This is a genomic window from Enterobacter cloacae complex sp. I2 (assembly GCF_014896205.1).
Lineage (GTDB): Bacteria > Pseudomonadota > Gammaproteobacteria > Enterobacterales > Enterobacteriaceae > Enterobacter > Enterobacter quasihormaechei.
In genome coordinates this window covers 24,081-46,919 of sequence record NZ_JADBRA010000011.1, presented here as the reverse complement: position 1 = coordinate 46,919, position 22,839 = coordinate 24,081, and the positions used below count along the sequence as shown (strand labels likewise).

The 22,839-nt window shown below is 56.6% G+C and carries 23 protein-coding genes and 1 tRNA gene; 16 read left to right on the top strand and 8 right to left on the bottom strand.

Translation table 11 applies throughout. The annotated features are described in order from the left end of the window. Positions 1 to 52: 52 nt before the first annotated feature. Positions 53 to 841 (bottom strand): siderophore-iron reductase FhuF, encoded by a 789-nt coding sequence (fhuF, locus tag IM300_RS11320; protein WP_193036521.1) that lies wholly within the window; start codon positions 839 to 841, stop codon positions 53 to 55. A 93-nt stretch (positions 842 to 934) separates the two neighbouring features. Continuing rightward, on the bottom strand, positions 935 to 1,999 hold the full coding sequence (locus IM300_RS11315; protein ID WP_063867396.1) for a GGDEF domain-containing protein: 1,065 nt from the start codon (positions 1,997 to 1,999) through the stop codon (positions 935 to 937). Between the two features lie 255 nt (positions 2,000 to 2,254). On the opposite strand from IM300_RS11315, the gene IM300_RS11310 reads away from it, so the two are divergent. Further along, positions 2,255 to 2,485, top strand: a complete 231-nt coding sequence (locus tag IM300_RS11310) for a DUF1435 domain-containing protein (protein WP_063867397.1) — start codon at positions 2,255 to 2,257, stop codon at positions 2,483 to 2,485. A gap of 41 nt (positions 2,486 to 2,526) precedes the next feature. Here the strand turns inward: IM300_RS11310 and IM300_RS11305 are convergent. Together IM300_RS11305 and rsmC are read right to left on the bottom strand one after the other, a co-directional pair. Then, positions 2,527 to 2,613, bottom strand: a tRNA-Leu gene (locus tag IM300_RS11305). A gap of 148 nt (positions 2,614 to 2,761) precedes the next feature. Next, entirely contained in the window at positions 2,762 to 3,790 is a 1,029-nt protein-coding gene (rsmC, locus tag IM300_RS11300; RefSeq protein WP_193036519.1) for a 16S rRNA (guanine(1207)-N(2))-methyltransferase RsmC, read from the bottom strand. A gap of 102 nt (positions 3,791 to 3,892) precedes the next feature. Between rsmC and IM300_RS11295 the strand changes: the two genes are divergently transcribed. From IM300_RS11295 to IM300_RS11260, 8 genes are all read left to right on the top strand, one after another. After that, positions 3,893 to 4,306, top strand: a complete 414-nt coding sequence (locus tag IM300_RS11295; RefSeq protein WP_063867399.1) for a DNA polymerase III subunit psi — start codon at positions 3,893 to 3,895, stop codon at positions 4,304 to 4,306. After that, complete coding sequence (gene rimI, locus IM300_RS11290) at positions 4,275 to 4,718, top strand: ribosomal protein S18-alanine N-acetyltransferase (protein ID WP_193036517.1); 444 nt, start codon at positions 4,275 to 4,277, stop codon at positions 4,716 to 4,718. Before IM300_RS11295 ends, rimI begins: the two co-directional genes overlap by 32 nt. A gap of 19 nt (positions 4,719 to 4,737) precedes the next feature. Next, a complete protein-coding gene (gene yjjG / locus IM300_RS11285; protein WP_112792012.1) occupies positions 4,738 to 5,415 on the top strand; it encodes a pyrimidine 5'-nucleotidase in 678 nt (225 codons plus the stop codon). Between the two features lie 92 nt (positions 5,416 to 5,507). Beyond that, a complete protein-coding gene (gene prfC / locus IM300_RS11280) occupies positions 5,508 to 7,097 on the top strand; it encodes a peptide chain release factor 3 (protein ID WP_193036515.1) in 1,590 nt (529 codons plus the stop codon). Between the two features lie 304 nt (positions 7,098 to 7,401). Next, positions 7,402 to 8,019: a molecular chaperone OsmY gene (gene osmY / locus IM300_RS11275; protein WP_063450727.1), complete on the top strand. Its 618-nt coding sequence runs from the start codon at positions 7,402 to 7,404 to the stop codon at positions 8,017 to 8,019. Between the two features lie 128 nt (positions 8,020 to 8,147). Continuing rightward, positions 8,148 to 8,309, top strand: a complete 162-nt coding sequence (locus IM300_RS11270; protein ID WP_003856556.1) for a DUF1328 domain-containing protein — start codon at positions 8,148 to 8,150, stop codon at positions 8,307 to 8,309. A gap of 122 nt (positions 8,310 to 8,431) precedes the next feature. Then, positions 8,432 to 9,484, top strand: coding sequence for a patatin family protein (locus IM300_RS11265; RefSeq protein WP_193036513.1), 1,053 nt, complete (start codon positions 8,432 to 8,434; stop codon positions 9,482 to 9,484). Beyond that, entirely contained in the window at positions 9,481 to 10,263 is a 783-nt protein-coding gene (locus tag IM300_RS11260) for a TatD family hydrolase (RefSeq protein ID WP_193036511.1), read from the top strand. The genes IM300_RS11265 and IM300_RS11260 overlap by 4 nt, the downstream gene beginning before the upstream one ends. Here the strand turns inward: IM300_RS11260 and IM300_RS11255 are convergent. Together IM300_RS11255 and IM300_RS11250 are read right to left on the bottom strand one after the other, a co-directional pair. Then, the gene (locus IM300_RS11255; RefSeq protein ID WP_193036509.1) at positions 10,258 to 11,118 is read right to left on the bottom strand and encodes a YjjW family glycine radical enzyme activase; all 861 of its coding nucleotides are present in this window, start codon (positions 11,116 to 11,118) and stop codon (positions 10,258 to 10,260) included. The genes IM300_RS11260 and IM300_RS11255 overlap by 6 nt on opposite strands. Further along, entirely contained in the window at positions 11,093 to 12,628 is a 1,536-nt protein-coding gene (locus tag IM300_RS11250; RefSeq protein WP_193036507.1) for a YjjI family glycine radical enzyme, read from the bottom strand. The genes IM300_RS11255 and IM300_RS11250 overlap by 26 nt, the downstream gene beginning before the upstream one ends. A 263-nt stretch (positions 12,629 to 12,891) precedes the next feature. Here IM300_RS11250 and deoC point away from each other — a divergent pair, with 263 nt between their 5' ends. The 4 genes from deoC (at position 12,892) to deoD (ending at position 17,196) form a co-directional block, all read left to right on the top strand. Beyond that, the gene (gene deoC / locus IM300_RS11245) at positions 12,892 to 13,671 is read left to right on the top strand and encodes a deoxyribose-phosphate aldolase (RefSeq protein ID WP_226842237.1); all 780 of its coding nucleotides are present in this window, start codon (positions 12,892 to 12,894) and stop codon (positions 13,669 to 13,671) included. Between the two features lie 103 nt (positions 13,672 to 13,774). After that, on the top strand, positions 13,775 to 15,097 hold the full coding sequence (gene deoA / locus IM300_RS11240) for a thymidine phosphorylase (protein ID WP_112792033.1): 1,323 nt from the start codon (positions 13,775 to 13,777) through the stop codon (positions 15,095 to 15,097). A gap of 53 nt (positions 15,098 to 15,150) precedes the next feature. Then, on the top strand, positions 15,151 to 16,374 hold the full coding sequence (gene deoB, locus IM300_RS11235) for a phosphopentomutase (RefSeq protein WP_063867407.1): 1,224 nt from the start codon (positions 15,151 to 15,153) through the stop codon (positions 16,372 to 16,374). A 102-nt stretch (positions 16,375 to 16,476) separates the two neighbouring features. Further along, the gene (gene deoD / locus IM300_RS11230; RefSeq protein WP_003856538.1) at positions 16,477 to 17,196 is read left to right on the top strand and encodes a purine-nucleoside phosphorylase; all 720 of its coding nucleotides are present in this window, start codon (positions 16,477 to 16,479) and stop codon (positions 17,194 to 17,196) included. Between the two features lie 85 nt (positions 17,197 to 17,281). On the opposite strand, the gene lplA is transcribed toward deoD, so the two are convergent. Continuing rightward, a complete protein-coding gene (gene lplA / locus IM300_RS11225) occupies positions 17,282 to 18,298 on the bottom strand; it encodes a lipoate--protein ligase LplA (protein ID WP_193036505.1) in 1,017 nt (338 codons plus the stop codon). Positions 18,299 to 18,337: 39 nt separating this feature from the next. Beyond that, positions 18,338 to 18,982, bottom strand: a complete 645-nt coding sequence (locus IM300_RS11220; protein ID WP_063867409.1) for a YtjB family periplasmic protein — start codon at positions 18,980 to 18,982, stop codon at positions 18,338 to 18,340. 117 nt (positions 18,983 to 19,099) lie between these two features. Here IM300_RS11220 and serB point away from each other — a divergent pair, with 117 nt between their 5' ends. The 3 genes from serB (at position 19,100) to nadR (ending at position 22,795) form a co-directional block, all read left to right on the top strand. Beyond that, positions 19,100 to 20,068, top strand: coding sequence for a phosphoserine phosphatase (gene serB / locus IM300_RS11215; protein WP_193036503.1), 969 nt, complete (start codon positions 19,100 to 19,102; stop codon positions 20,066 to 20,068). A gap of 73 nt (positions 20,069 to 20,141) precedes the next feature. Further along, positions 20,142 to 21,527 (top strand): DNA repair protein RadA, encoded by a 1,386-nt coding sequence (gene radA, locus IM300_RS11210; RefSeq protein ID WP_003856523.1) that lies wholly within the window; start codon positions 20,142 to 20,144, stop codon positions 21,525 to 21,527. A gap of 35 nt (positions 21,528 to 21,562) precedes the next feature. Then, a complete protein-coding gene (gene nadR, locus IM300_RS11205; protein ID WP_063450717.1) occupies positions 21,563 to 22,795 on the top strand; it encodes a multifunctional transcriptional regulator/nicotinamide-nucleotide adenylyltransferase/ribosylnicotinamide kinase NadR in 1,233 nt (410 codons plus the stop codon). The last annotated feature ends 44 nt before the right edge of the window (positions 22,796 to 22,839 follow it).

Below are 22,839 nucleotides of genomic sequence, written 5' to 3'. Positions count from 1 at the left end.
TTTTAGTGTTTGTTGCCTCTCCCCGTGGGTGAGGGCATCAGGCCGGGCCAAACTACTTAAGCGTGCAATCGCCGCACTGCTGCACGTCCGGCAGACGGTAGCGCTGACAGCAGGTACGACGCACCAGAAGTCCCTCACGCGGTACGACGGTGCGGTAAAGAGGGTTATCCCGTCCATCTGAAAGCTGTTTGGCAAAGAAACAGCTCTGACGCAGCGCATCCACTTTTTCGTCGCCGAGCAGCGGCTTCATCTCCGTCAAATACCAGTGGATAAGATATCCGGTATTACTCCAGATCAGTTTGCCGTTAATCTCTCCCGTCGCTTCCAGGGCATCCACCACCGGAACCAGCGCGCGCGTAATCAGCGATTCCATACGCGCCTGCGCAGACAGGTGCATTGCGCTGCGATCCTCATGCACGTCAATCCAGAAACAGGCGGCGCGCCCGGTCTCATGAAATTCGACGTGGAAATGCTCCGAAGAGAGATCGAGCATGGTTTCCTGGGTCAACAACGCCAGCATGATCGGCGGCACCATCAGCCCGATGTACCACTGAGCCCAGAGAGAAAGCAGCGGTTTGTTTTCCCGCGCAAGCGTAGGCTGATTACGGTAGATATGATCGGAATAGGTCGCCAGCAGAGAGCGCAGCTCGGCAGGACGTTGCCACTGGGACAGCGTCAGAGCATGATGCGGGGGCGCTTCATCCAGCTTGATAAAATCCAGCAGATGGGCGCGCGTAACGGCGATTTTTTCCCGAATGGCGTCCGCAAGCGTCGTCTCCCCGGCGGAGAGTGGAGCGCGCCAGAGCAGGGGCTCTACGATGTGTGCAGTACGAGTCGCCATAGTGTGGATTACAAATCTAAATGATAATGATTGCCAATCCTAACTATAGATAAAACCGAGCGCAAGAGATTTATCCTGGCTCTGTGAGGGGGGTCAGGCGGTATGCAGCTCTTCGCTCATCAGAATGCTGTTGCGTCCCATGTGCTTGGCTTCATAGAGGGCTTTATCGGCTTTCGCCAGCGCACCCTCAACGTCTTCACCTTCGTACATGGCAATGCCAATGCTGATGGTCACGTTAGTGGCGACGCTTTCGTTGAACATATGGGGGATTTTAAGATCGTAAACTTTCTGGCGTATGCGTTCTGCCGTCTGGCGTGCTTGCTCCAGCGGAATGTTACTCAACAGAACCATAAATTCTTCCCCGCCAAACCGGGCGACCACGTCGCGTGAACGCACGGCATCGCGGATCGCTGCCGAGACGCGGATCAACGCCTGATCGCCCATCATATGGCCGTAATGGTCGTTATAGGCTTTGAAATGGTCGATATCCATTAGCAGCACGAAGTGCTCGCCGCCGTCGGGCGTGGGGAGATTCTCCAGCCGGCTTTGCAGCCCGCGCCGGTTATACAAGCCGGTCAGCGGATCCATCATGCTGAGATCGGTCAAGGTTTCGCGCTCCTCCAGCAGCTCGGAGAGCAGCTCCTGAGCGAAACGGTCGTTGCGCCGCTGGATCACGTGATGAATGCCAATGGCGACCATAGGCAGCGCGAAGAAATAGGTCATTCTCAGCCAGTTTTCGGCGGGGCTTAACCACAGGCAGATAATAAACGCGGGTAATGAATGTAGCGTAAATGCTTTGATATTACTGGCAAACGCCAGAGCCCCTATAAAAAGCACCGTTAAAAGCGCCATCATTAAAAACGGCGCGCGATCGTGCGTGATAACTAAAAATTTAGAGACGATCTGCCAGGCCCATAAAAAGCCGAAAATCGCGGAAACCGCAGGAATATTTATTTTCCGCGCGCTGTTTTTCCAGTGCCAGATGAGTAAGCCGGTGCTGATAGTCAATACGGCAACCAGGGGCACCGATAACACGCGCACGGAATAGAGCGGGTTTGTTATCGAGAACAGCGCTGAGGCGGCATTCAGAAATAAAAATAAACGTAAAGATAACTGATATTTCTTGTTGACCAAAGACAGCCAGGATTGTGATGTCATATGCGTGCGTTTTTATTAAAACTCAATTAAAACAATGCGCCAGGCGTTATTTATTCGTTATGGATGCAAGGAAATTGAATTCTTATTATCAGAAAAACTTTATAGAAAGTTAACAGGTGTGCAATTTATCACCTTACACATTCTCTGTCATTATGGGAAAGCGAATGTAGAAGCAATTTGTGCCCGCGCATGCTGACAGGTGATAATTATTATCATATGATATTGGTTATCATTATCAGTGTGAGAGGATAAACCATGTTGAGCAAAGCGCTGGGAAGTGGGTGGGGGATTTTACTGCCTGGTGTCATCCTTGGCGGCCTGACGTTTGCCGATCTCTCCATTGACGTCTGGAAGGCGATCATTGTTTCAGGGCTGCTGGTGACGTCGGCGATGATCTGGCATAAACAGCTTCGGCATTACGTGCTGCTGCCGTCTTGCGTTGCGCTGGTCAGTGGAATACTGGTGATTTTGATGAGTCTGAAATAGCCGGGAAAACGAGAGGTACTGCCGGGAGGATGTAAGATAATTGGTGCGAGGGGGGGGACTTGAACCCCCACGTCCGTAAGGACACTAACACCTGAAGCTAGCGCGTCTACCAATTCCGCCACCTTCGCATACCATCGACACTGTAAAAGTATCGTAACCACGGAGGCGCATTCTAGATGTTTTCAGCTTTACGTCAACAGAAAATTGCGCACGTTGTTTTGATTGCTGCAAAAATGGGCGATGGCAGCGTCAGCCATCGCCGGACAAAGGCGGGGATTACTTTTTCGCCTGGCGCGTCATTACGGTGCGATACACCTTAAAGCGGCCCGTCTGGGCGATCACCTCGTGGAAGCCAAAGGTTTCATCCAGCACTTTCGGATAGGCCAGGAAGGCGTTCGCTACGATACGCAGCTCGCCGCCGCTGTTAAGGTGACGGGTTGCGCCACGGATCAGCGTTTGCGCCGCTTCAAGGCTGGTCTCCATCCCGTCGTGGAACGGCGGGTTAGAGATGATCATATCAAAGCGACCGGTTACGTCGGAGAAGACGTTGCTGGCAATAACGTCGCCTTCGATACCGTTCGCCGCAAGCGTGGCGCGGCTGGCTTCCACCGCCGGAGCGCTCACGTCACACAGGGTTAAACGCACCTTCGGCGAGTGGCTGGCGAGAACCGTTGACAGCACGCCCGCGCCACAGCCAACGTCCAGCACCTTGCCTTTGGTGTGCGGCGTCAGGGTGGACAGCAGCAGCTTGCTGCCCGTATCAAGCGCGTCACGGCTGAATACACCCGGCAGCGTTTTGATGGTGAGGCCGTCGAGCTGATACTCGTCCCAGAAGGTGTTGGCATCAAAGGTTGTCTGTTTTTCCAGACGGCCATGATACAGGCCGCAGCGACGGGCGCTGTCGATTTTCGTCAGCGGCGCGTAGGCTTCGAGCATCTGCTCTGCGCTACGCACTCCGCTGCGGTTCTCACCGACGACGAAAATATCGCAGCCGACCGGCAGCAGAGAAAGCAGGTTCATCAGCTGGAACTGGGCTTCCGGTTTGTTCTTCGGCCAGTAGTAAATGAACGTATCGCAGTCAGCAATATCGCTCTGCTCCGCCACCAGGCTAAAGCGCGCGCGCTCGCCCATCTGGCGGCTCAGTACCTGCCAGTGGTGATAGTACTGGGTGTGGGCACGGCTTTCAGCACAGTCGAAACGCGCGGGCAGGTCATCCTGCATATCTCCGGCAAACAGAATACGGCTTTCTTCGAAATCATCACTGTGACGCAGCAAGACTTCACTTGCCGGGGTAAATGCAGACATGAATTGTTCCTCAATAAACTCAGGCGGGGATTATAGTAGGTAGATGGCGCAGTTTCGACACATTTGCTATATTTGCGCGCCTGAGAGACAGGAGTTTTCGCTATGACATCCCGACGAGACTGGCAGTTGCAGCAGCTGGGCATCACCCAGTGGGCTTTGCGTCGCCCGACGGCGTTGCGGGGCGAAATAGCCATCTCCATCCCTGCGCATGTCCGCCTGGTGATGGTGGCAGACGCGCCGCCTGCCCTGAATGAACCCCTGATTGAAGATGTCCTTCGCAGCCTGAAGGTGACAAACGATCAGGTATTACAGCTGGCGCCCGAAAGCGTCGCGATGCTTCCTCCTGACAGCCGCTGTAACAGCTGGCGAATCGGGGCGGTGGATGAGCTACCCCTTGAAGGCAGCCAGATCAGCTCGCCAGCGCTGGACGAACTGAAAGCCAACCCAAAGGCGCGTAGCGCGCTATGGCAACAAATTTGCGAATATGAACACGATTTCTTCCCTCACGACGGCTGACCTGACCACCGCGTTCGCGATTGAAACCCGCGCCCATGCCTTTCCGTGGAGCGAAAAGACGTTTGCCAGCAATCAGGGCGAACGCTATTTAAATCTGCGCCTGGACGTGAACGGCACCCTGGCCGCGTTTGCCATTACGCAGGTTGTTCTGGACGAAGCGACGCTGTTTAATATCGCGGTCGATCCCGCTTTCCAGCGCCGCGGGCTGGGCAGAGAACTGCTTGAGCACCTCATTCATGAGCTGGAAACCCGTGACGTTTTCACTCTGTGGCTGGAGGTGCGCGCGTCTAATGTCGCCGCCATCGCACTTTATGAAAGCTTAGGCTTTAACGAGGCGACCATCCGCCGTAACTACTACCCCACCGCAAAGGGACGTGAAGACGCCATTATCATGGCTCTGCCGATTGGATAACGAAAATAAGGTTGTAACGATGAAATGGGACTGGATTTTCTTTGATGCCGACGAAACGCTGTTTACGTTTGACTCGTTCGGCGGCCTACAGCGGATGTTTCTCGATTATAGCGTGACCTTCACCGCTGAAGATTTTCAGGACTATCAGGCGGTGAATAAACCGCTGTGGGTGGACTACCAGAACGGAGCCATCACCGCGTTACAGCTTCAGCATCAGCGTTTTGACGCGTGGGCGGAGCGGTTAAAAGTCAGTCCAGGGGCGCTGAACGAGGCGTTCCTGAATGCGATGGCGGATATCTGCGCGCCGCTGCCCGGCGCCGTTTCCCTTTTGGATTCGCTGAAAGGAAAGGTGAAGCTTGGGATCATCACCAACGGTTTTACCGCGCTTCAGCAGATCCGCCTTGAGCGTACCGGCCTGCGCGATCATTTCGACGCGCTGGTGATCTCCGAGCAGGTGGGCGTACCGAAGCCGGATCCGCGTATTTTCGATTATGCGCTGGCGCAGGCTGGCAATCCTGACCGCGATCGCGTGCTAATGGTGGGCGATACCGCAGAATCTGATATTCTGGGGGGTATGAGATCGGGTCTGTCGACCGTCTGGCTGAACGCGCATGGTCGCGAGCTGCCGGAAGGCATCAAGCCGACCTGGACCGTCACGTCATTGAACGAACTGGAGCAGCTCCTGTGTAAACAATGATTGCCTGCCCCCTGTTGATGGGTAAAATAGCCGCATTTTTCGTATTCCATGATGCGCGGCCTGCTGCCGCGCCTACCTAAGAAGAATTGATTATGACGTTGTCTCCTTATCTGCAAGAGGTGGCCAAACGCCGCACTTTTGCCATTATCTCGCACCCGGATGCCGGTAAAACGACCATCACCGAGAAGGTGTTGCTGTTCGGACAGGCGATCCAGACCGCGGGTACCGTTAAAGGCCGTGGCTCCAGCCAGCATGCAAAATCTGACTGGATGGAGATGGAAAAGCAGCGTGGTATTTCGATTACCACCTCCGTGATGCAGTTCCCGTATCATGATTGCCTGGTGAACCTGCTGGACACCCCGGGGCACGAAGACTTCTCCGAAGATACCTATCGTACCCTGACGGCGGTGGACTGCTGCCTGATGGTGATCGACGCCGCGAAAGGTGTTGAAGATCGTACCCGCAAGCTGATGGAAGTGACCCGTCTGCGCGATACGCCGATCCTCACCTTTATGAACAAACTCGACCGTGACATCCGTGACCCGATGGAGCTGATGGATGAAGTGGAAAACGAGCTGAAGATCGCCTGCGCGCCCATCACCTGGCCGATTGGCTGCGGCAAGCTGTTCAAAGGGGTTTATCACCTCTATAAAGACGAAACCTACCTGTACCAGACCGGTAAGGGCCACACCATTCAGGAAGTCCGCATTGTAAAAGGTCTGGACAACCCGGAGCTGGACGCCGCCGTCGGTGAAGAGCTGGCCGCCCAGCTGCGCGATGAGCTGGAGCTGGTGCAAGGCGCCTCTCACGAGTTCGACAGAGAGCTGTTCCTGAGCGGCGAAATTACCCCGGTCTTCTTCGGTACCGCCCTCGGCAACTTCGGCGTTGACCATATGCTCGACGGTCTGGTTGAGTGGGCCCCGCAGCCGATGCCGCGTAAAACCGATACCCGTGAAGTCGAAGCGAAGGAAGAGAAGTTCTCCGGCTTCGTCTTTAAAATTCAGGCCAACATGGACCCGAAACACCGCGACCGCGTCGCCTTTATGCGCGTAGTGTCCGGTAAATACGAGAAGGGCATGAAGCTGCGTCAGGTGCGTATCGGCAAAGACGTGGTGATCTCCGACGCGCTGACCTTCATGGCGGGCGACCGTTCGCACGTGGAAGAAGCCTATCCGGGCGATATCATTGGTCTGCACAACCACGGGACCATTCAGATTGGCGATACCTTCACGCAGGGCGAGATGATGAAGTTCACCGGTATCCCGAACTTCGCGCCGGAACTGTTCCGCCGCATTCGCCTGCGCGATCCGCTGAAGCAGAAGCAGCTGCTGAAAGGCCTGGTTCAGCTTTCCGAAGAGGGGGCTGTACAGGTGTTCCGCCCAATCGCCAACAACGATCTGATCGTGGGCGCGGTGGGTGTGCTTCAGTTTGACGTGGTGGTTGCCCGTCTTAAGAGCGAGTACAACGTGGAAGCGATTTACGAATCGGTGAACGTGGCGACCGCGCGCTGGGTTGAGTGTTCAGACGTGAAGAAATTCGAAGAATTTAAGCGTAAGAACGAAGTTCAGCTGGCGCTGGATGGCGGCGATAATCTGACCTATATCGCCCCAACCATGGTGAACCTGAACCTGACGCAGGAACGTTATCCTAACGTTCAGTTCCGCAAAACGCGCGAGCATTAATTCCCTCTCAGAGCACGGCAGCCGCCGTGCTCTTCTTTAATTCCTGTGTTATTAAACCCTTGCGGAATGTTCTTAATTCAACGCAATTTTTCGCTATTCGTTCGTTTTTTCCCCAATTCTGAATGCACCCCCGTAATTGTGATCTATATTTAACTCAGTGTTTAGCACCGGGCATGGATGAATTAACTGTTCAATGCATGTCCACTGGTTCTCCATTTCGCCCGTGTGTTAATTCGCAATATATAAAACCAAGATTTAGGGAAGTATGTCGCCCAAATAACGGGCAAAACACAGGAATAAATCGATGAATATGACAAGACTGAAGATTTCTAAAACTCTGCTGGCTGTAACGTTGGGTAGTGTCCTGGTAAGCGGTTCTGCTCTGGCAGAAACCAGCACCATGGATAAAGCGCAAAATACCGCCAATACCGCAGGGGAAAAAATCGATAGCTCTATGAATAAAGTCGGTAATTTCATGGATGACAGCTCTATCACAGCAAAAGTGAAAGCCGCACTGGTGGATCATGAATCCATTAAGAGCACCGATATTTCTGTTAAAACCGACAACAAGGTTGTCACCCTGAGCGGTTTCGTTGAAAGCCAGACCCAGGCCGAAGAGGCCGTTAAAGTGGCCAAAGGCGTTGAGGGCGTAAGCTCCGTCAGCGACAAACTGCACGTACGTGACAGCAAAGAGTCTTCGGTGAAGGGTTATGCCGGAGATGCAGCAACTACCAGCGAAATCAAAGCTAAACTGTTAGCTGACGACATCGTGCCATCCCGTATGGTGAAAGTTGAAACCACCGATGGTGTGGTCCAGCTGTCCGGTACGGTTGAGAACCAGGCACAAAGCGATCGTGCTGAATCAATTGCGAAAGCGATTGATGGTGTGAAAAGCGTTAAAAACGATCTGAAAACGAAGTAAAGCAGCACCACTCGCCCGTCTGGCTTAAAGCTGCGGGCGAAATAAAAACGACTCTGGAAAAAACGCCGGTGAGTGGCCTGAGTGCTCACGTTTAGCGGCCGACATTAACTATGGTAAAGGAGAGGCTTATGTTTCGTTGGGGCATTATATTTCTGGTTATCGCGTTAATTGCCGCCGCATTGGGCTTTGGTGGACTGGCGGGTACCGCGGCATGGGCAGCGAAAATTGTCTTCGTCGTCGGTATTATTCTGTTCCTGGTGAGCCTGTTTACGGGTCGACGTCGCCCGTAGCAAACGCAATATTCATTAAACAAACTCAAGCCAGTCCTCGTGACTGGCTTTTTCTCGTTTGAGAACCGGCAGGGATCTGCGTTACTGTGTCTGAACATAATAATGAAAACAGGAAGGCAGAGGTGGGGCAGCGAATTCCCGTGACGATCGGCAATATTGCGCCGCTGACGTTAAAACCATTCCATGCAGGCCAGCTTGCGCTGGTCTGTGAAGGGGGCGGACAGCGCGGTATTTTCACAGCAGGCGTGCTGGACGAATTTATGCGCGCTGAGTTTAACCCGTTCGATCTCTATTTCGGCACTTCTGCCGGGGCGCAGAATCTCTCTGCCTACGTCTGTAACCAGCCCGGCTATGCGCGCAAAGTGATTATGCGCTACACCACCTCCAAAGCGTTCTTCAACCCGGTACGCTTCGTGCGCGGCGGGAACCTGATCGATCTCGACTGGCTGCTGGATGCCACCTCCAGCCAGATGCCGCTGGCCATGGATACCGCGTCACGACTGTTCGATACCGGAAAAGAGCTCTGGATGTGCGCCAGCCGCGGCGATGACTATTCGCCGGGTTACTTTTCGCCGCAGAAAGAGAACTGGCTGGATATCATCCGTGCCTCCAGCGCGATCCCCGGTTTCTACCGCACCGGCGCGCTGCTGGAGGGGATCAGCTATCTTGATGGCGGTATCAGCGACGCGGTACCGGTACAGGAGGCGGCGCGGCGCGGGGCGAACACCATTGTGGTGATCCGCACGGTGCCTTCGCAGATGTATTACACCCCACAGTGGTTTAAGCGTATGGAACGCTGGCTGGGCGACAGCAGCCTGCAACCGCTGGTAAATATCGCAAAGCAGCATGAAACGACCTACGGCGCGATGCAGCGCTTTATTGAAAAACCCCCGGGCAAGCTGCGCATCTTTGAAATTTATCCGCCTAAGCCGCTGCTGAGCATGGCGCTGGGCAGCCGACTGCCTGCGTTGCGTATGGACTACAAAACGGGGCGGCTGTGCGGACGTTACTTCCTGGCGACCGTCGGGAAAATGCTGGCCGAGCAACCGCCGCTTCATCGGCATAAAAGCATCATATTGCCGCCCGCCGTAGTGGCCAATGACGCGGTGGCGATGCCGCTGGTGGACGCGCCACAGGCCAACGATAGCCTACTCGATAATGAGGATCTGGCGTGACGCACTGCTTTATCGATACCCATTGCCACTTTGATTTCCCCCCGTTTAGCGGTGAGGAAGCCGCAAGTATCGCGCGCGCGGCTCAGGCCGGCGTGAGGGCCATTATTGTCCCGGCTATTGAGGCGGCGAGGTTTGAGAAAGTCCTGGAACTTGCCCGCGTTCACGATGCGCTGTACGCCGCGCTGGGTCTGCATCCGATCGTGATTGAGCACCATCTTGATGAACATATCGACAGGCTGGATGCCACGCTGCAAAACGCGGATAAGAAGCTGGTTGCCATCGGGGAGATCGGCCTCGATCTCTATCGTGAAGATCCGCAGTTTGAACGCCAGCAGACGATCCTGGATGCGCAGCTCCGGCTGGCAAAGCGCCACGATCTGCCGGTGATCCTCCACTCCAGACGTACCCATGACAAACTGGCGATGCACCTGAAGCGCATCGATTTGCCGCGCACGGGCGTGGTCCACGGTTTCGCCGGCAGCCTTCAGCAGGCGCAGCGTTTTATCGGGCTGGGCTATAAGATTGGCGTCGGCGGCACCATCACCTATCCGCGAGCCAGCAAAACCCGCGACGTGATGGCGCAACTCCCCCTGTCTTCGCTCCTGCTGGAAACGGATGCGCCTGACATGCCGCTGAATGGTTTTCAGGGCCAGCCCAACCGCCCGGAGCAGGCGGCGCGCGTTTTTGACGTGCTGTGTGAACTGCGTCAGGAACCTGAAGAGGTGATTGCCGGCGCGCTGCTGGAAAATACCCGCGCGGTCTTTGGCATCACGCTATAGATAAAGGGCCGGGCGGATCACCGTAATGTGCTGCTGTTCCAGCGCCCGCGCCAGCGGCTCGACGTCCTCCGGCGTGGCGCTCCGCCATTGTGCCGCCTCCCCGTAAACCCCATGGGCATGAAACGCGTTGATCCGCACCGGAACGTTCCCTAACGCGTGGATAAAAGCGGTCAGCGATGGCAGATGTTGCAGATAATCACACCGATCGGGGATCGCCAGCAGGCGCAGCTCCGTCAGGCGATGACGCTCGGCCAGCCAGCGTATGCTCTGCTTGATCAGCGAATTTTCGCGCCCGGTCAGAAAACGGTGATGCTCATTGCCCCAGGCTTTCAGATCCACCATCGCGCCGTCAAACACCGGTAACAGCTTTTGCCAGCCGGTTTCACTTAACAGGCCGTTGCTGTCTACCAGGCACGTCAGATGGCGCAGGGACGGATCGGCTTTGATCGCGGTGAACAGCGCCGCCACAAACGGCAGCTGTGTGGTGGCTTCACCCCCGCTGACGGTCACGCCCTCGATAAAAGGCGCGGACGTGCGGACCCGGGCGAGGATCTCCTCGACGCTGTAGCGCTGCGCCATCGGCGTCGCCTGCTGCGGACACAGGTGCAGACAGGTGTCGCACTGCTGACAGTGACTTTCCTGCCACCAGACGCGCCCGGCCTGAAGAGTCAGCGCGTCATGAGGGCAGTGAGGAACGCACTCGCCGCAGTCGTTGCAGCGCCCTATTGTCCACGGATTGTGGCAGGTTTTGCAGCGCAGGTTACAGCCCTGGAGGAACAGCGCCAGGCGACTGCCCGGCCCGTCCACGCAGGAGAAGGGGATGACCTGACTAACTAAAGCGCATCTGTTGTTCATGACTAATCACGCGCGGCTGACGTTCCAGAATACGGGTATTGCGCGCGGCCTCTTCACCCAGCCACGTGGTGTTCGTTCTCGAACCCGCTTCCCGGTATTTCTCCAGATCCGACAAGCGAACCATATAGCCGGTCACGCGCACCAGGTCGTTTCCCGCCACATTCGCGGTGAATTCACGCATACCGGCATTGAACGCCCCCAGGCACAGCTGCACCACCGCCTGAGGATTGCGTTTGACCGTCTCATCCAGGGTAAGAATATCGCTGATCCCTGAGTGATAGTGTTTATGGTGTGGCGCTACGGCGAGCAGGTGGCTGATGGGATCCGGCTCGTCACCGTACGGCAGACGCGCCCCCGGCGTGGTGCCCGAATCAGAACTGATCCCTGACTGCGCATGCAGCATTGCGCGATGCTGCCAGCCGTGTTTCACCGGCGTGTTTTCAACAAACGCCGCAAGCTGTTCACTGATGCGGTAGCCCAGCGCATTGGCCTGTTCGCTTTTACCGTACCGTCCCGCTATGCCTGCTTTCTCGCACAGTACGTTCACCGCTTCGGCCAGGCCGTACATACCAAACATCGGCACAAAACGATCGGCATCAATCAGCCCCTCTTTTACCAGGAAGCTATTCTCAAAGAAGCCGGACTGCTCATATAAAAAATCGCAGCGCGCGTCGATTATTGCGATTTGCTGCTGACAGTAGTGGGGCAGGGTACGGGTGAAAAAGTCTTCCGGGGAGTGGCTGTGCTCCGCAATCGCTTTCAGGTTAAGGCGCACCAGCGTGCTGCCGCCGCCTGCGAGCGGCAGGGAGTTGTAACAGCTCACCACGCCATAGCGACCTTTTGTGAAAATTTTATCATTCACCGGACCGTTGGAAATATGCGGCTTGCTGCACTCACAAATGTTTTTCGCCACGCTCAGCAGCAAATCGTCGGGGGTAACGTCCGGGTCGTAGATAAAGGTCAGATTCGGCGCAACCTGCTTCAGTTCAGCATCTGCGCGCAGAATGGCGCGGGTGACGGGCGTATCCGCCGGGCCGATATTAGCATGCATAAAGGCGTCTGGCAGGGTGCGGTCCAGATAGCGCCAGAAACGTTTTATTCGGCTAACGATTTCATCCTGTGTTAGAATTTTAACATAAGGACTGAGGATTTCATCAAGCTGGCCCAGATAGACCGGCATGGACGTGACGGACGGAACGTGGTGGTAAAGGATAGTGAGCAGCGAGAGGGCATCATCCAGATCGTTCGCCCCTTCCAGCTCCAGCCATTCTGAACCGTTAGCCAGGAATTTAGCGTAGTCCGGCAGCACGTAGCGCGGTTTGTAAGGCGCATGGCCTTCGAACATGTCGCAGATAAATCCCTCATCCAGCGCGGCGCGTGCCGCCTCTGGCAGAGCGGGATAGGGCAGATTGTTTTCCGCTTCCAGCGCCAGAAAATGACGTTTTTGTTCCGGGGTTAACACCGGGCTTGTCACAATGTGCTGGCATCGTTGTTGCAGGGCGTCGGGCATGTTCAACTTCCTTGAGGGTTCTGCGGATGGTGAACGAATTGTAGAAAGCCAGCCCGTTGGCGCTTTTGATCCGACAGGGGGTATCGCTGCTTTAGTCGGCGGTTGGTGCATGAAAGTTTGAAGAAGATCTCATTACAGTAATGCAAATTTGCACACAGTTTTCATTAACTGTGATGAATGTCGAAGTGTAGAGGCGGGTGAATGTTAGAATACTCACAGACCCGCAAGGTAAAATTGATACGGCACTGCCGTTGGAGAATGTTATGACCGATTTAACTGCAAGCAGCCTGCGCGCGTTGAAGCTGATGGACCTGACCACCCTGAACGATGACGACACCAATGAAAAAGTCATCGCCCTGTGCCATCAGGCGAAAACGCCAGTGGGTAACACCGCCGCCGTTTGTATCTACCCGCGCTTTATCCCGATTGCCCGCAAAACGCTGAAAGAGCAGGGCACGCCGGACGTGCGCATTGCAACCGTGACTAACTTCCCGCACGGCAATGACGACATTGAGATTGCGCTGGCGGAAACCCGCGCGGCGATTGCATACGGCGCAGACGAAGTTGACGTGGTCTTCCCGTACCGCGCGCTGATTGCCGGCAATGAGCTGGTTGGCTTTGACCTGGTGAAAGCCTGTAAAGACGCCTGTGCGGCGGCAAACGTGCTGCTGAAAGTGATCATCGAAACCGGCGAGCTGAAAGAAGAAGCGCTGATTCGTAAGGCGTCTGAAATCTCCATCAACGCTGGCGCAGATTTCATTAAAACCTCTACCGGTAAAGTGCCCGTCAACGCCACGCCGGAAAGCGCGCGCATCATGATGGAAGTCATTCGCGATATGGGCGTATCCAAAACCGTTGGCTTCAAACCTGCGGGCGGCGTACGTACCGCCGAAGACGCGCAGCAGTTCCTGGCAATTGCCGACGAGCTGTTTGGTGCCGACTGGGCGGATTCCCGTCACTACCGTTTCGGCGCGTCCAGCCTGCTGGCCAGCCTGCTGAAAGCGCTGGGTCACGGCGACGGTAAGAGCGCAAGCAGCTACTGATTGCCAGACAATGCCGGATGACGCTTCGCTTATCCGGCCTACAGGATCGCAGGGCGGGTAAGTGTACCCGCCACAACTCCCCCGATTCCGCATGGAGGTTACCGTGTTTCTCGCACAAGAAATTATTCGTAAAAAACGTGATGGTCTTGCTTTAAGCGACGAAGAGATCCGCTTCTTCATCAACGGCATTCGTGACAACACCGTCTCAGAAGGGCAGATTGCTGCCCTGGCGATGACCATTTTCTTCCACGATATGTCGATGCCTGAGCGCGTGTCGCTGACCATGGCGATGCGAGATTCAGGAACCGTTCTGGACTGGAAAAGCCTTAACCTTAACGGCCCGATTGTGGACAAACACTCCACCGGCGGCGTGGGTGATGTGACTTCGCTGATGCTCGGCCCTATGGTGGCAGCCTGCGGCGGTTACGTTCCCATGATCTCCGGGCGCGGCCTGGGCCACACCGGCGGTACGCTCGACAAACTGGAAGCCATTCCGGGCTTCGATATCTTCCCGGATGACAATCGCTTCCGCGAGATTATTAAAGACGTTGGCGTGGCGATTATCGGCCAGACCAGCTCTCTTGCGCCGGCAGACAAGCGTTTTTACGCGACGCGCGATATTACCGCCACCGTAGACTCCATCCCGCTGATCACCGCCTCTATCCTTGCCAAAAAACTGGCGGAAGGGCTGGACGCGCTGGTGATGGACGTGAAGGTGGGCAGCGGCGCGTTTATGCCGACCTATGAACTCTCTGCTCAGCTTGCCGAAGCGATCGTTGGCGTCTCCAACGGCGCAGGCGTGCGCACCACCGCGCTGCTGACGGACATGAACCAGGTGCTGGCCTCCAGCGCCGGTAACGCGGTTGAAGTGCGCGAGGCCGTGCAGTTCCTGACGGGTGAATACCGCAACCCGCGCCTGTTCGACGTCACCATGGCGCTGTGCGTGGAGATGCTGATTTCCGGCAAGCTGGCCAAAGACGACACGGAAGCCCGCGCGAAGCTTCAGGCGGTGCTGGACAACGGCAAAGCGGCGGAGATCTTTGGCCGTATGGTGGCGGCGCAGAAAGGCCCGACCGACTTCGTGGAAAACTATGCGAAATACCTGCCAACCGCGATGCTCAGCAAGGCGGTCTACGCGGACAGCGAAGGTTTTGTCTCCGCCATGGACACCCGCGCGCTCGGCATGGCTGTCGTGTCTATGGGCGGCGGTCGTCGTCAGGCATCGGACACCATTGATTACAGCGTCGGCTTTACCGATATGGCCCGTCTGGGCGACAGCGTTGATGGTCAACGTCCGCTGGCGGTGATCCACGCGAAGGACGAAGCTAGCTGGCAGGACGCGGCGAAAGCGGTGAAAGCGGCAATATCTCTTGACGATAAAGCACCGGAAACCACACCGACAGTCTATCGTCGTATCACTGAATAGCGGTATACTGATCTGATCGCATTTTTATGAAGCACTAAGTACGGAGAACAATTATGAAACGTGCATTTATTATGGTGCTGGACTCATTCGGCATCGGCGCAACCGAAGATGCAGAACGTTTTGGTGACGTGGGTTCCGATACCCTGGGTCACATCGCGGAAGCCTGTGCAAAAGGCGAAGCGGATAACGGTCGTAAAGGCCCTCTGAACCTGCCAAATCTGACCCGCCTCGGGCTGGTAAAAGCGCATGAAGGCTCTACCGGTAAAATCGCAGCCGGTATGGACGGTAACGCGGAAGTCGTGGGCGCCTACGCCTGGGCGCACGAGCTCTCTTCCGGGAAAGATACCCCGTCCGGCCACTGGGAAATCGCCGGTGTGCCGGTGCTGTTCGACTGGGGCTACTTCTCCGATCACGAGAACAGCTTCCCGCAGGAGCTGCTCGATAAGCTGGTGAAGCGCGCCAACCTGCCGGGCTACCTCGGTAACTGCCACTCTTCCGGCACCGTGATTCTGGATCAGCTCGGCGAAGAGCACATGAAAACCGGCAAGCCGATTTTCTACACCTCTGCTGACTCCGTGTTCCAGATTGCCTGCCACGAAGAGACGTTTGGCCTGGATAAACTCTATGAACTGTGCGAAATCGCCCGTGAAGAGCTGACCGAAGGCGGCTACAACATTGGCCGCGTGATCGCACGTCCGTTTATCGGCGACAAAGCGGGTAACTTCCAGCGTACCGGTAACCGTCACGACCTGGCCGTTGAGCCACCGGCACCTACCGTGCTGCAAAAGCTCGTTGACGAGAAAGGCGGTCAGGTTGTTTCCGTGGGTAAAATCGCGGACATTTACGCCAACTGCGGCATTACCAAAAAGGTCAAAGCGACCGGTCTGGATGCGCTGTTCGACGCCACCATCAAAGAGATGAAAGAAGCGGGCGATAAGACCATTGTCTTCACCAACTTCGTGGACTTCGACTCCTCCTGGGGCCACCGTCGCGATGTAGCAGGTTACGCGGCAGGGCTGGAGCTGTTTGACCGCCGTCTGCCAGAGCTGATGGAGCTGGTGGGGGAAGATGATATTCTGATCCTGACCGCCGACCACGGCTGTGACCCAACCTGGACCGGTACCGACCACACCCGCGAGCACATTCCGGTGCTGGTGTACGGCCCGAAAGTAAAACCGGGTTCGCTGGGGCACCGTGAAACCTTCGCGGACATCGGCCAGACGATTGCGAAATACTTTGGTACGTCTGACATGGAATATGGCAAGGCTATGTTCTGATGTCATTGCCGGGTGGCGGCTGCGCCTTACCCGGCCTACAAAACCGTAGGCCCGGTAAGCGAAGCGCCACCGGGCAAAAAAACAAATGAAAAGGAACTGAAGATGGCAACTCCTCACATTAATGCAGAAATGGGTGATTTCGCTGACGTCGTATTGATGCCTGGCGACCCGCTGCGCGCGAAGCACATTGCAGAAACTTTCCTCGAAGACGTGCGTGAAGTGAACAACGTGCGCGGCATGCTGGGCTTCACCGGTACCTATAAAGGCCGCAAGATCTCCGTTATGGGCCACGGTATGGGTATCCCGTCCTGCTCCATCTACACCAAAGAGCTGATCACCGATTTCGGCGTGAAGAAAATCATCCGCGTTGGCTCCTGCGGTGCGGTGCGTATGGACGTTAAGCTGCGTGACGTGGTGATCGGCATGGGCGCGTGTACCGACTCTAAAGTTAACCGCATCCGCTTTAAGGATCACGATTTTGCGGCAATCGCCGACTTCGACATGGTGCGTAACGCGGTTGACGCGGCAAAAGCACTGGGCGTTGACGCGCGCGTGGGCAACCTGTTCTCTGCCGATCTGTTCTACTCGCCAGAAGGCGACATGTTCGACGTGATGGAAAAATACGGCATCCTGGGCGTAGAAATGGAAGCGGCCGGTATCTACGGCGTGGCGGCTGAGTTTGGTGCGAAAGCGCTGACCATCTGCACCGTGTCTGACCACATCCGTACCCACGAGCAGACCACCGCTGCCGAGCGTCAGACCACCTTCAACGACATGATCAAAATCGCGCTGGAATCCGTTCTGCTGGGCGATAAAGAGTAAGAGCTGTTGTGCCGGGTGGCGGCTTCGCCTGACCCGGCCTACGGTTTTCCAGGCCCGCTAAGCGCAGCGCCAGCGGGCTTTTTTACTAGCGTACTGCCTGCGCAATCCACGCCGATAAGTCCCGCAACTCTTGTTCCTGTTCCGGAAAATCAACAAGTAACGCGTCACACTCCTGTTGCAGCATATCCGCCCGATACAAACAGCCCTGCAACCGTGCCGCCAGCGCCTCCAGCGGAGCCGGGTTCAGGCTATCGGTAAACACCTGCGTACGGGTGATATGGCCTTTTTCCACGTCAAAGTGCAGCTCGACGCCGCCCCAGGTGAAGCGCTCGTCCAGCAGGTGTGAAAACGCCGGTGCCTGGCCGAAGTTCCACTCCCAGCTGCTCTGGCGGGCAAAGGTTTCAGCGAAGTTGGGCAGGTCGGGGGTCTTATCGGGGGAGATCACTTCCGCCTCCACGCGCTCGCCGTAATGCTCAAAGAAGGCTTCACGGATCGCATCGCAAATTTGCTCGTGAGTAATGCCCGGCAGCAGTTCCACCAGATTCGTCACGCGACCGCGTACGGAGGTGATCCCTTTCGCCTGGAGCTTTTTCTTGTCCGGGTTGAGGTAGTTCGCCAGACGGCTCAGGTCGGCGTTCAGCAGGAGGGTACCGTGGTGGAATCCGCGATCCAGGGTCTCGCGGTAGGCGGAGCCTGACACTTTCCGGTCGCCCTCGGGCGTTTTCACGACCAGATCGTTACGTCCGGAGGCTTCGGCCTTCACGCCGAGCGCATTGAGCGCGTTGAGGACAATGGTGGTCGAGATGGTTTTATCGTATTCAGGCTTGCCCGCCATAAAGGTAAAGCAGGTATTGCCCAGATCGTGAAACACCGCGCCGCCGCCGCTGCTGCGGCGCGCAAGGCGGACGTTGTCCTCTTCCATACGGCGGGTGTTACACTCTTTCCACGGGTTTTGCGCGCGGCCAATGACGACCGTATCGGCGTTGCGCCAGAGAAACAGCACGCGCTGAGTGGCGGGCATCTGGCGGAAGATGCACTCTTCCACCGCGAGATTAAACCAGGGATCGTAAGAGTCAGAGATAAGCAGGCGTAACGTCGTCATGGCAGAGTTCCTTTTCCGAATCATCTGCCTACTTTATCACTATTCTTTCTTCTCGCTCTCTTCCTCTTCGGGAACCGGCTTGCTGGCGGTTAGCAGGAACGGCGACTGCTGCCAGCGGGTTCGTTTGCCTTGCAGCAGCGTACGCGCCAGTACCACGCCAATCGCCAGCGAGAGGAGCAGCATCAGGCGCAAAATATTGGTGGTGTTATCCACCTGTTTGGCTTCGGTTGGCAGGGTGTGGGTATCGAGCGTCAGGCGTAAATAGCCGAGTGGACCATTTTTGCCCTCAATAGGTTCGACGATTTGCTGACTGAAATAACCGCCGGCTTTTTTGCCGTCCAGCGCCAGCCTGTCGCGCACGTCGACATGCTCACCCGCGCGGGCAATCAGGTCGCCCTGTTCATCGTACACGCCCGCATCCAGAATGCGGCTGTTTTCCGTGAGCTGGCGCAATACCTGGGCTATCCGCTTGTCGTCCGGCGTTTCGGTGCGCATAGACGGCGCGACGTTAAGCGTCACCTGGCGCGCCAGCGTGCGGGCCAGCTCTTCAAACTGCGGGTTACGTTGCCGTTGGTGATTCTGGCTAAACCAGGATGCCCCCTGCATCAGCGCCACTAACAGGGCGAGACAGATCAGGACAATCACGGCGCGATGAAGCCGGAATTTCAGTTTTGCGCGAGCCATATTCCACCTGCTGAAAATTTACGGCTTAATGTTGCCAGAAGTGATGGTTACAGGGTAGCCTCATGCGTTATTTTCCCTCGGGAACCTTCCGGCGCGAACGAAATTACAGGAGCTTCAATGCCGAACATTACCTGGTGCGACCTGCCAACGGATGTCTCTTTATGGCCAGGATTGCCGCTCTCGTTAAGTGGCGATGAGGTGATGCCTCTCGATTACCACGCTGGCCGTAGCGGCTGGCTGCTGTACGGACGCGGCCTGGATAAGCAACGCCTGACCCAGTATCAAACCAAACTGGGCGCAGCGATGGTCATTGTTGCGGCCTGGTGCGTGGAAGATTATCAGGTCATTCGCCTCGCGGGTTCCCTGACGCAGCGCGCCACGCGCCTGGCGCACGATGCCGGGCTGGATGTTGCCCCGCTCGGCAAGATCCCGCACCTGAAAACGCCGGGCCTGCTGGTGATGGACATGGACTCTACCGCCATTCAGATCGAATGTATCGACGAGATCGCTAAACTGGCGGGCAGCGGCGAGCTGGTGGCGAACGTCACCGAGCGCGCGATGCGCGGCGAGCTGGATTTCACCGCCAGCCTGAGACAACGCGTGGCGACCCTGAAGGGAGCCGATGCGAACATTTTGCGTCAGGTGCGCGATGAACTGCCCCTGATGCCGGGGCTGACGCAGCTGGTGCTCAAGCTGGAGACGCTCGGCTGGAAAGTGGCGATTGCCTCCGGCGGGTTCACCTTCTTTGCCGATTACCTGCGTGACAAGCTGCGTCTGACCACCGTGGTGGCAAACGAGCTGGAGATCATGGACGGCAAGCTGACCGGACAGGTCATCGGCGACATCGTGGATGCGCAGTACAAAGCCAGTACGCTGACGCGTCTGGCGGAAAAATATGACGTTCCGGTCGAGCAGACCGTCGCCATCGGCGATGGCGCGAACGATCTGCCGATGATCAAAGCTGCCGGTCTGGGTATTGCCTACCACGCCAAGCCAAAAGTGAATGAAAAGACGGAAGTCACTATCCGTCACGCTGACCTGATGGGGGTGTTCTGCATTCTCTCCGGCAGCATCAACCAGAAATAACGGTCTGCGCTGTAGGCCGGTAAGCGTAAGCGCCACCCGGCACGCAGGCCGCACAGAAATAACGAGGTAAACCGTGGCGAAAGCTCCAAAACGCGCATTTGTCTGTAATGAATGTGGTGCGGATTATCCGCGCTGGCAGGGGCAATGCAGCGCCTGTCATGCCTGGAACACCATCACCGAAGTGCGTGGTGTGGCGGCTTCGCCGAGCGTGGCCCGCAATGAACGGCTGAGCGGCTATGCGGGCAATGCAGGCGTGTCGAAGGTACAAAAACTTTCGGATATCAGCCTTGAGGCGCTGCCGCGCTTCTCAACCGGATTCAAAGAATTTGACCGCGTGCTCGGCGGCGGCGTGGTGCCGGGCAGCGCGATTCTGATCGGCGGTAACCCGGGCGCGGGCAAATCGACCCTGCTGCTGCAAACGCTCTGCAAGCTCGCCGAACAGATGAAAACCCTGTACGTGACGGGTGAAGAATCCCTCCAGCAGGTGGCGATGCGCGCTCACCGTCTCGGCCTGCCGACCGGTAACCTGAATATGCTGTCGGAAACCAGCATCGAGCAAATCTGCATGATCGCCGAAGAAGAGCAGCCGAAGCTGATGGTGATCGACTCCATCCAGGTGATGCACATGGCGGACATTCAGTCCTCGCCGGGCAGCGTGGCGCAGGTGCGTGAAACGGCTGCGTATTTAACGCGCTTTGCCAAAACGCGCGGCGTGGCGATTGTGATGGTCGGCCACGTCACCAAAGACGGCTCGCTGGCGGGGCCGAAGGTGCTGGAGCACTGTATCGACTGCTCGGTGATGCTCGACGGCGATGCGGACTCCCGCTTCCGTACCCTGCGCAGCCACAAAAACCGCTTCGGCGCGGTGAATGAGCTGGGCGTTTTTGCCATGACCGAGCAGGGGCTTCGCGAAGTCAGCAACCCGTCGGCCATCTTCCTGAGCCGTGGCGACGAGATTACGTCCGGGAGTTCGGTGATGGTGCTGTGGGAGGGGACGCGTCCGCTGCTCGTCGAAATTCAGGCGCTGGTGGATCACTCGATGATGGGCAACCCACGGCGCGTGGCGGTCGGTCTGGAACAGAACCGCCTGGCGATCCTGCTGGCGGTGCTGCACCGTCACGGCGGTCTGCAAATGGCGGATCAGGATGTGTTCGTCAACGTGGTGGGTGGCGTGAAGGTGACCGAAACCAGCGCGGACCTGGCGCTGCTGCTGGCGATGGTCTCCAGCCTGCGCGACAGGCCGCTGCCGCAGGATCTGGTGGTGTTTGGCGAAGTGGGGCTGGCGGGCGAAATCCGCCCGGTGCCGAGCGGACAGGAGCGTATCTCCGAAGCGGCAAAACATGGCTTCCGCCGCGCGATTGTTCCGGCCGCCAACGTGCCGAAAAAAATCCCGGAAGGGATGCAGGTTTTTGGCGTTAAAAAACTCGCAGATGCGTTAAATGTCTTTGACGACTTATAATTACGTATTCGATTTTGCAGGAGGCACCGTAATTTATGTCATCATTTGACTACATCAAGACCGCGATCCGCCAGAAGGGCTGCACGTTGCAGCAGGTGGCGGACGCCAGCGGCATGACCAAGGGCTACCTGAGCCAACTGCTGAACGCCAAAATCAAAAGCCCCAGCGCGCAGAAGCTTGAAGCGCTGCACCGTTTTCTGGGGCTTGAATTTCCGCGGATGCAAAAGAATATAGGCGTGGTGTTCGGCAAGTTCTACCCGCTGCATACCGGGCACATCTATCTGATCCAGCGCGCCTGTAGCCAGGTCGACGAGCTGCATATCATCATGGGTTACGACGAAACCCGCGATCGCCAGCTGTTTGAAGACAGCGCCATGTCGCAGCAGCCCACGGTGCCGGACCGCCTGCGCTGGCTGCTTCAGACGTTTAAGTATCAGAAAAATATTCGCATTCATGCCTTTAATGAAGAGGGCATGGAGCCGTATCCGCACGGTTGGGACGTGTGGAGCAACGGCGTCAAAGCGTTTATGGAAGAGAAGGGCATTACGCCTAACTGGATCTACACCTCTGAAGAGTCCGACGCGCCGCAGTTCCGCGAGCATCTGGGCATCGAGACGGTGCTGATCGATCCTAAACGCACCTTTATGAACATCAGCGGGGCGCAGATCCGCGAGAACCCGTTCCGTTACTGGGACTACATCCCGACCGAGGTGAAGCCGTTCTTCGTGCGTACGGTGGCGATCCTTGGCGGCGAGTCGAGCGGCAAATCGACGCTGGTCAATAAGCTGGCGAATATCTTCAACACCACCAGCGCGTGGGAGTATGGCCGCGATTATGTCTTCTCACACCTCGGCGGTGACGAGATGGCATTGCAGTATTCCGACTACGATAAAATTGCGCTGGGACACGCCCAGTACATTGATTTTGCGGTGAAATATGCCAACAAAGTCGCGTTTATTGATACTGATTTCGTCACCACGCAGGCGTTCTGTAAAAAGTACGAAGGACGCGAGCACCCGTTTGTGCAGGCGCTGATTGACGAATATCGCTTTGACCTGGTGATCCTGCTGGAAAACAACACGCCGTGGGTGGCCGACGGCATGCGCAGCCTGGGCAGCTCGGTAGACAGGCGCGAGTTCCAGACCATGCTGGTTGAGATGCTTAACGAGAACAACGTTGATTTTGTGCATGTTGAAGAGTCGGACTACGACACCCGTTTCCTGCGCTGCGTCGAGCTGGTGAAAGAGATGATGGGGGAGCAGGGTTAGGGTGAGGGGAATTATCCACTCAGAACTCAACCACTACTTCCCCA

Coding starts and splice junctions, on each gene's coding strand:
- serB (WP_193036503.1), top strand. CDS start 19,100: ATGCCGAACATTACCTGGTGCGACCTGCCAACGGATGTCTCTTTATGG.
- osmY (WP_063450727.1), top strand. CDS start 7,402: ATGAATATGACAAGACTGAAGATTTCTAAAACTCTGCTGGCTGTAACG.
- prfC (WP_193036515.1), top strand. CDS start 5,508: ATGACGTTGTCTCCTTATCTGCAAGAGGTGGCCAAACGCCGCACTTTT.
- IM300_RS11295 (WP_063867399.1), top strand. CDS start 3,893: ATGACATCCCGACGAGACTGGCAGTTGCAGCAGCTGGGCATCACCCAG.
- lplA (WP_193036505.1), bottom strand. CDS start 18,298: ATGACGACGTTACGCCTGCTTATCTCTGACTCTTACGATCCCTGGTTT.
- rimI (WP_193036517.1), top strand. CDS start 4,275: ATGAACACGATTTCTTCCCTCACGACGGCTGACCTGACCACCGCGTTC.
- IM300_RS11220 (WP_063867409.1), bottom strand. CDS start 18,982: ATGGCTCGCGCAAAACTGAAATTCCGGCTTCATCGCGCCGTGATTGTC.
- deoD (WP_003856538.1), top strand. CDS start 16,477: ATGGCAACTCCTCACATTAATGCAGAAATGGGTGATTTCGCTGACGTC.
- IM300_RS11315 (WP_063867396.1), bottom strand. CDS start 1,999: ATGACATCACAATCCTGGCTGTCTTTGGTCAACAAGAAATATCAGTTA.
- yjjG (WP_112792012.1), top strand. CDS start 4,738: ATGAAATGGGACTGGATTTTCTTTGATGCCGACGAAACGCTGTTTACG.
- IM300_RS11310 (WP_063867397.1), top strand. CDS start 2,255: ATGTTGAGCAAAGCGCTGGGAAGTGGGTGGGGGATTTTACTGCCTGGT.
- nadR (WP_063450717.1), top strand. CDS start 21,563: ATGTCATCATTTGACTACATCAAGACCGCGATCCGCCAGAAGGGCTGC.
- fhuF (WP_193036521.1), bottom strand. CDS start 841: ATGGCGACTCGTACTGCACACATCGTAGAGCCCCTGCTCTGGCGCGCT.
- IM300_RS11250 (WP_193036507.1), bottom strand. CDS start 12,628: ATGCCCGACGCCCTGCAACAACGATGCCAGCACATTGTGACAAGCCCG.
- deoC (WP_226842237.1), top strand. CDS start 12,892: ATGACCGATTTAACTGCAAGCAGCCTGCGCGCGTTGAAGCTGATGGAC.
- deoB (WP_063867407.1), top strand. CDS start 15,151: ATGAAACGTGCATTTATTATGGTGCTGGACTCATTCGGCATCGGCGCA.
- IM300_RS11255 (WP_193036509.1), bottom strand. CDS start 11,118: ATGAACAACAGATGCGCTTTAGTTAGTCAGGTCATCCCCTTCTCCTGC.
- IM300_RS11270 (WP_003856556.1), top strand. CDS start 8,148: ATGTTTCGTTGGGGCATTATATTTCTGGTTATCGCGTTAATTGCCGCC.
- rsmC (WP_193036519.1), bottom strand. CDS start 3,790: ATGTCTGCATTTACCCCGGCAAGTGAAGTCTTGCTGCGTCACAGTGAT.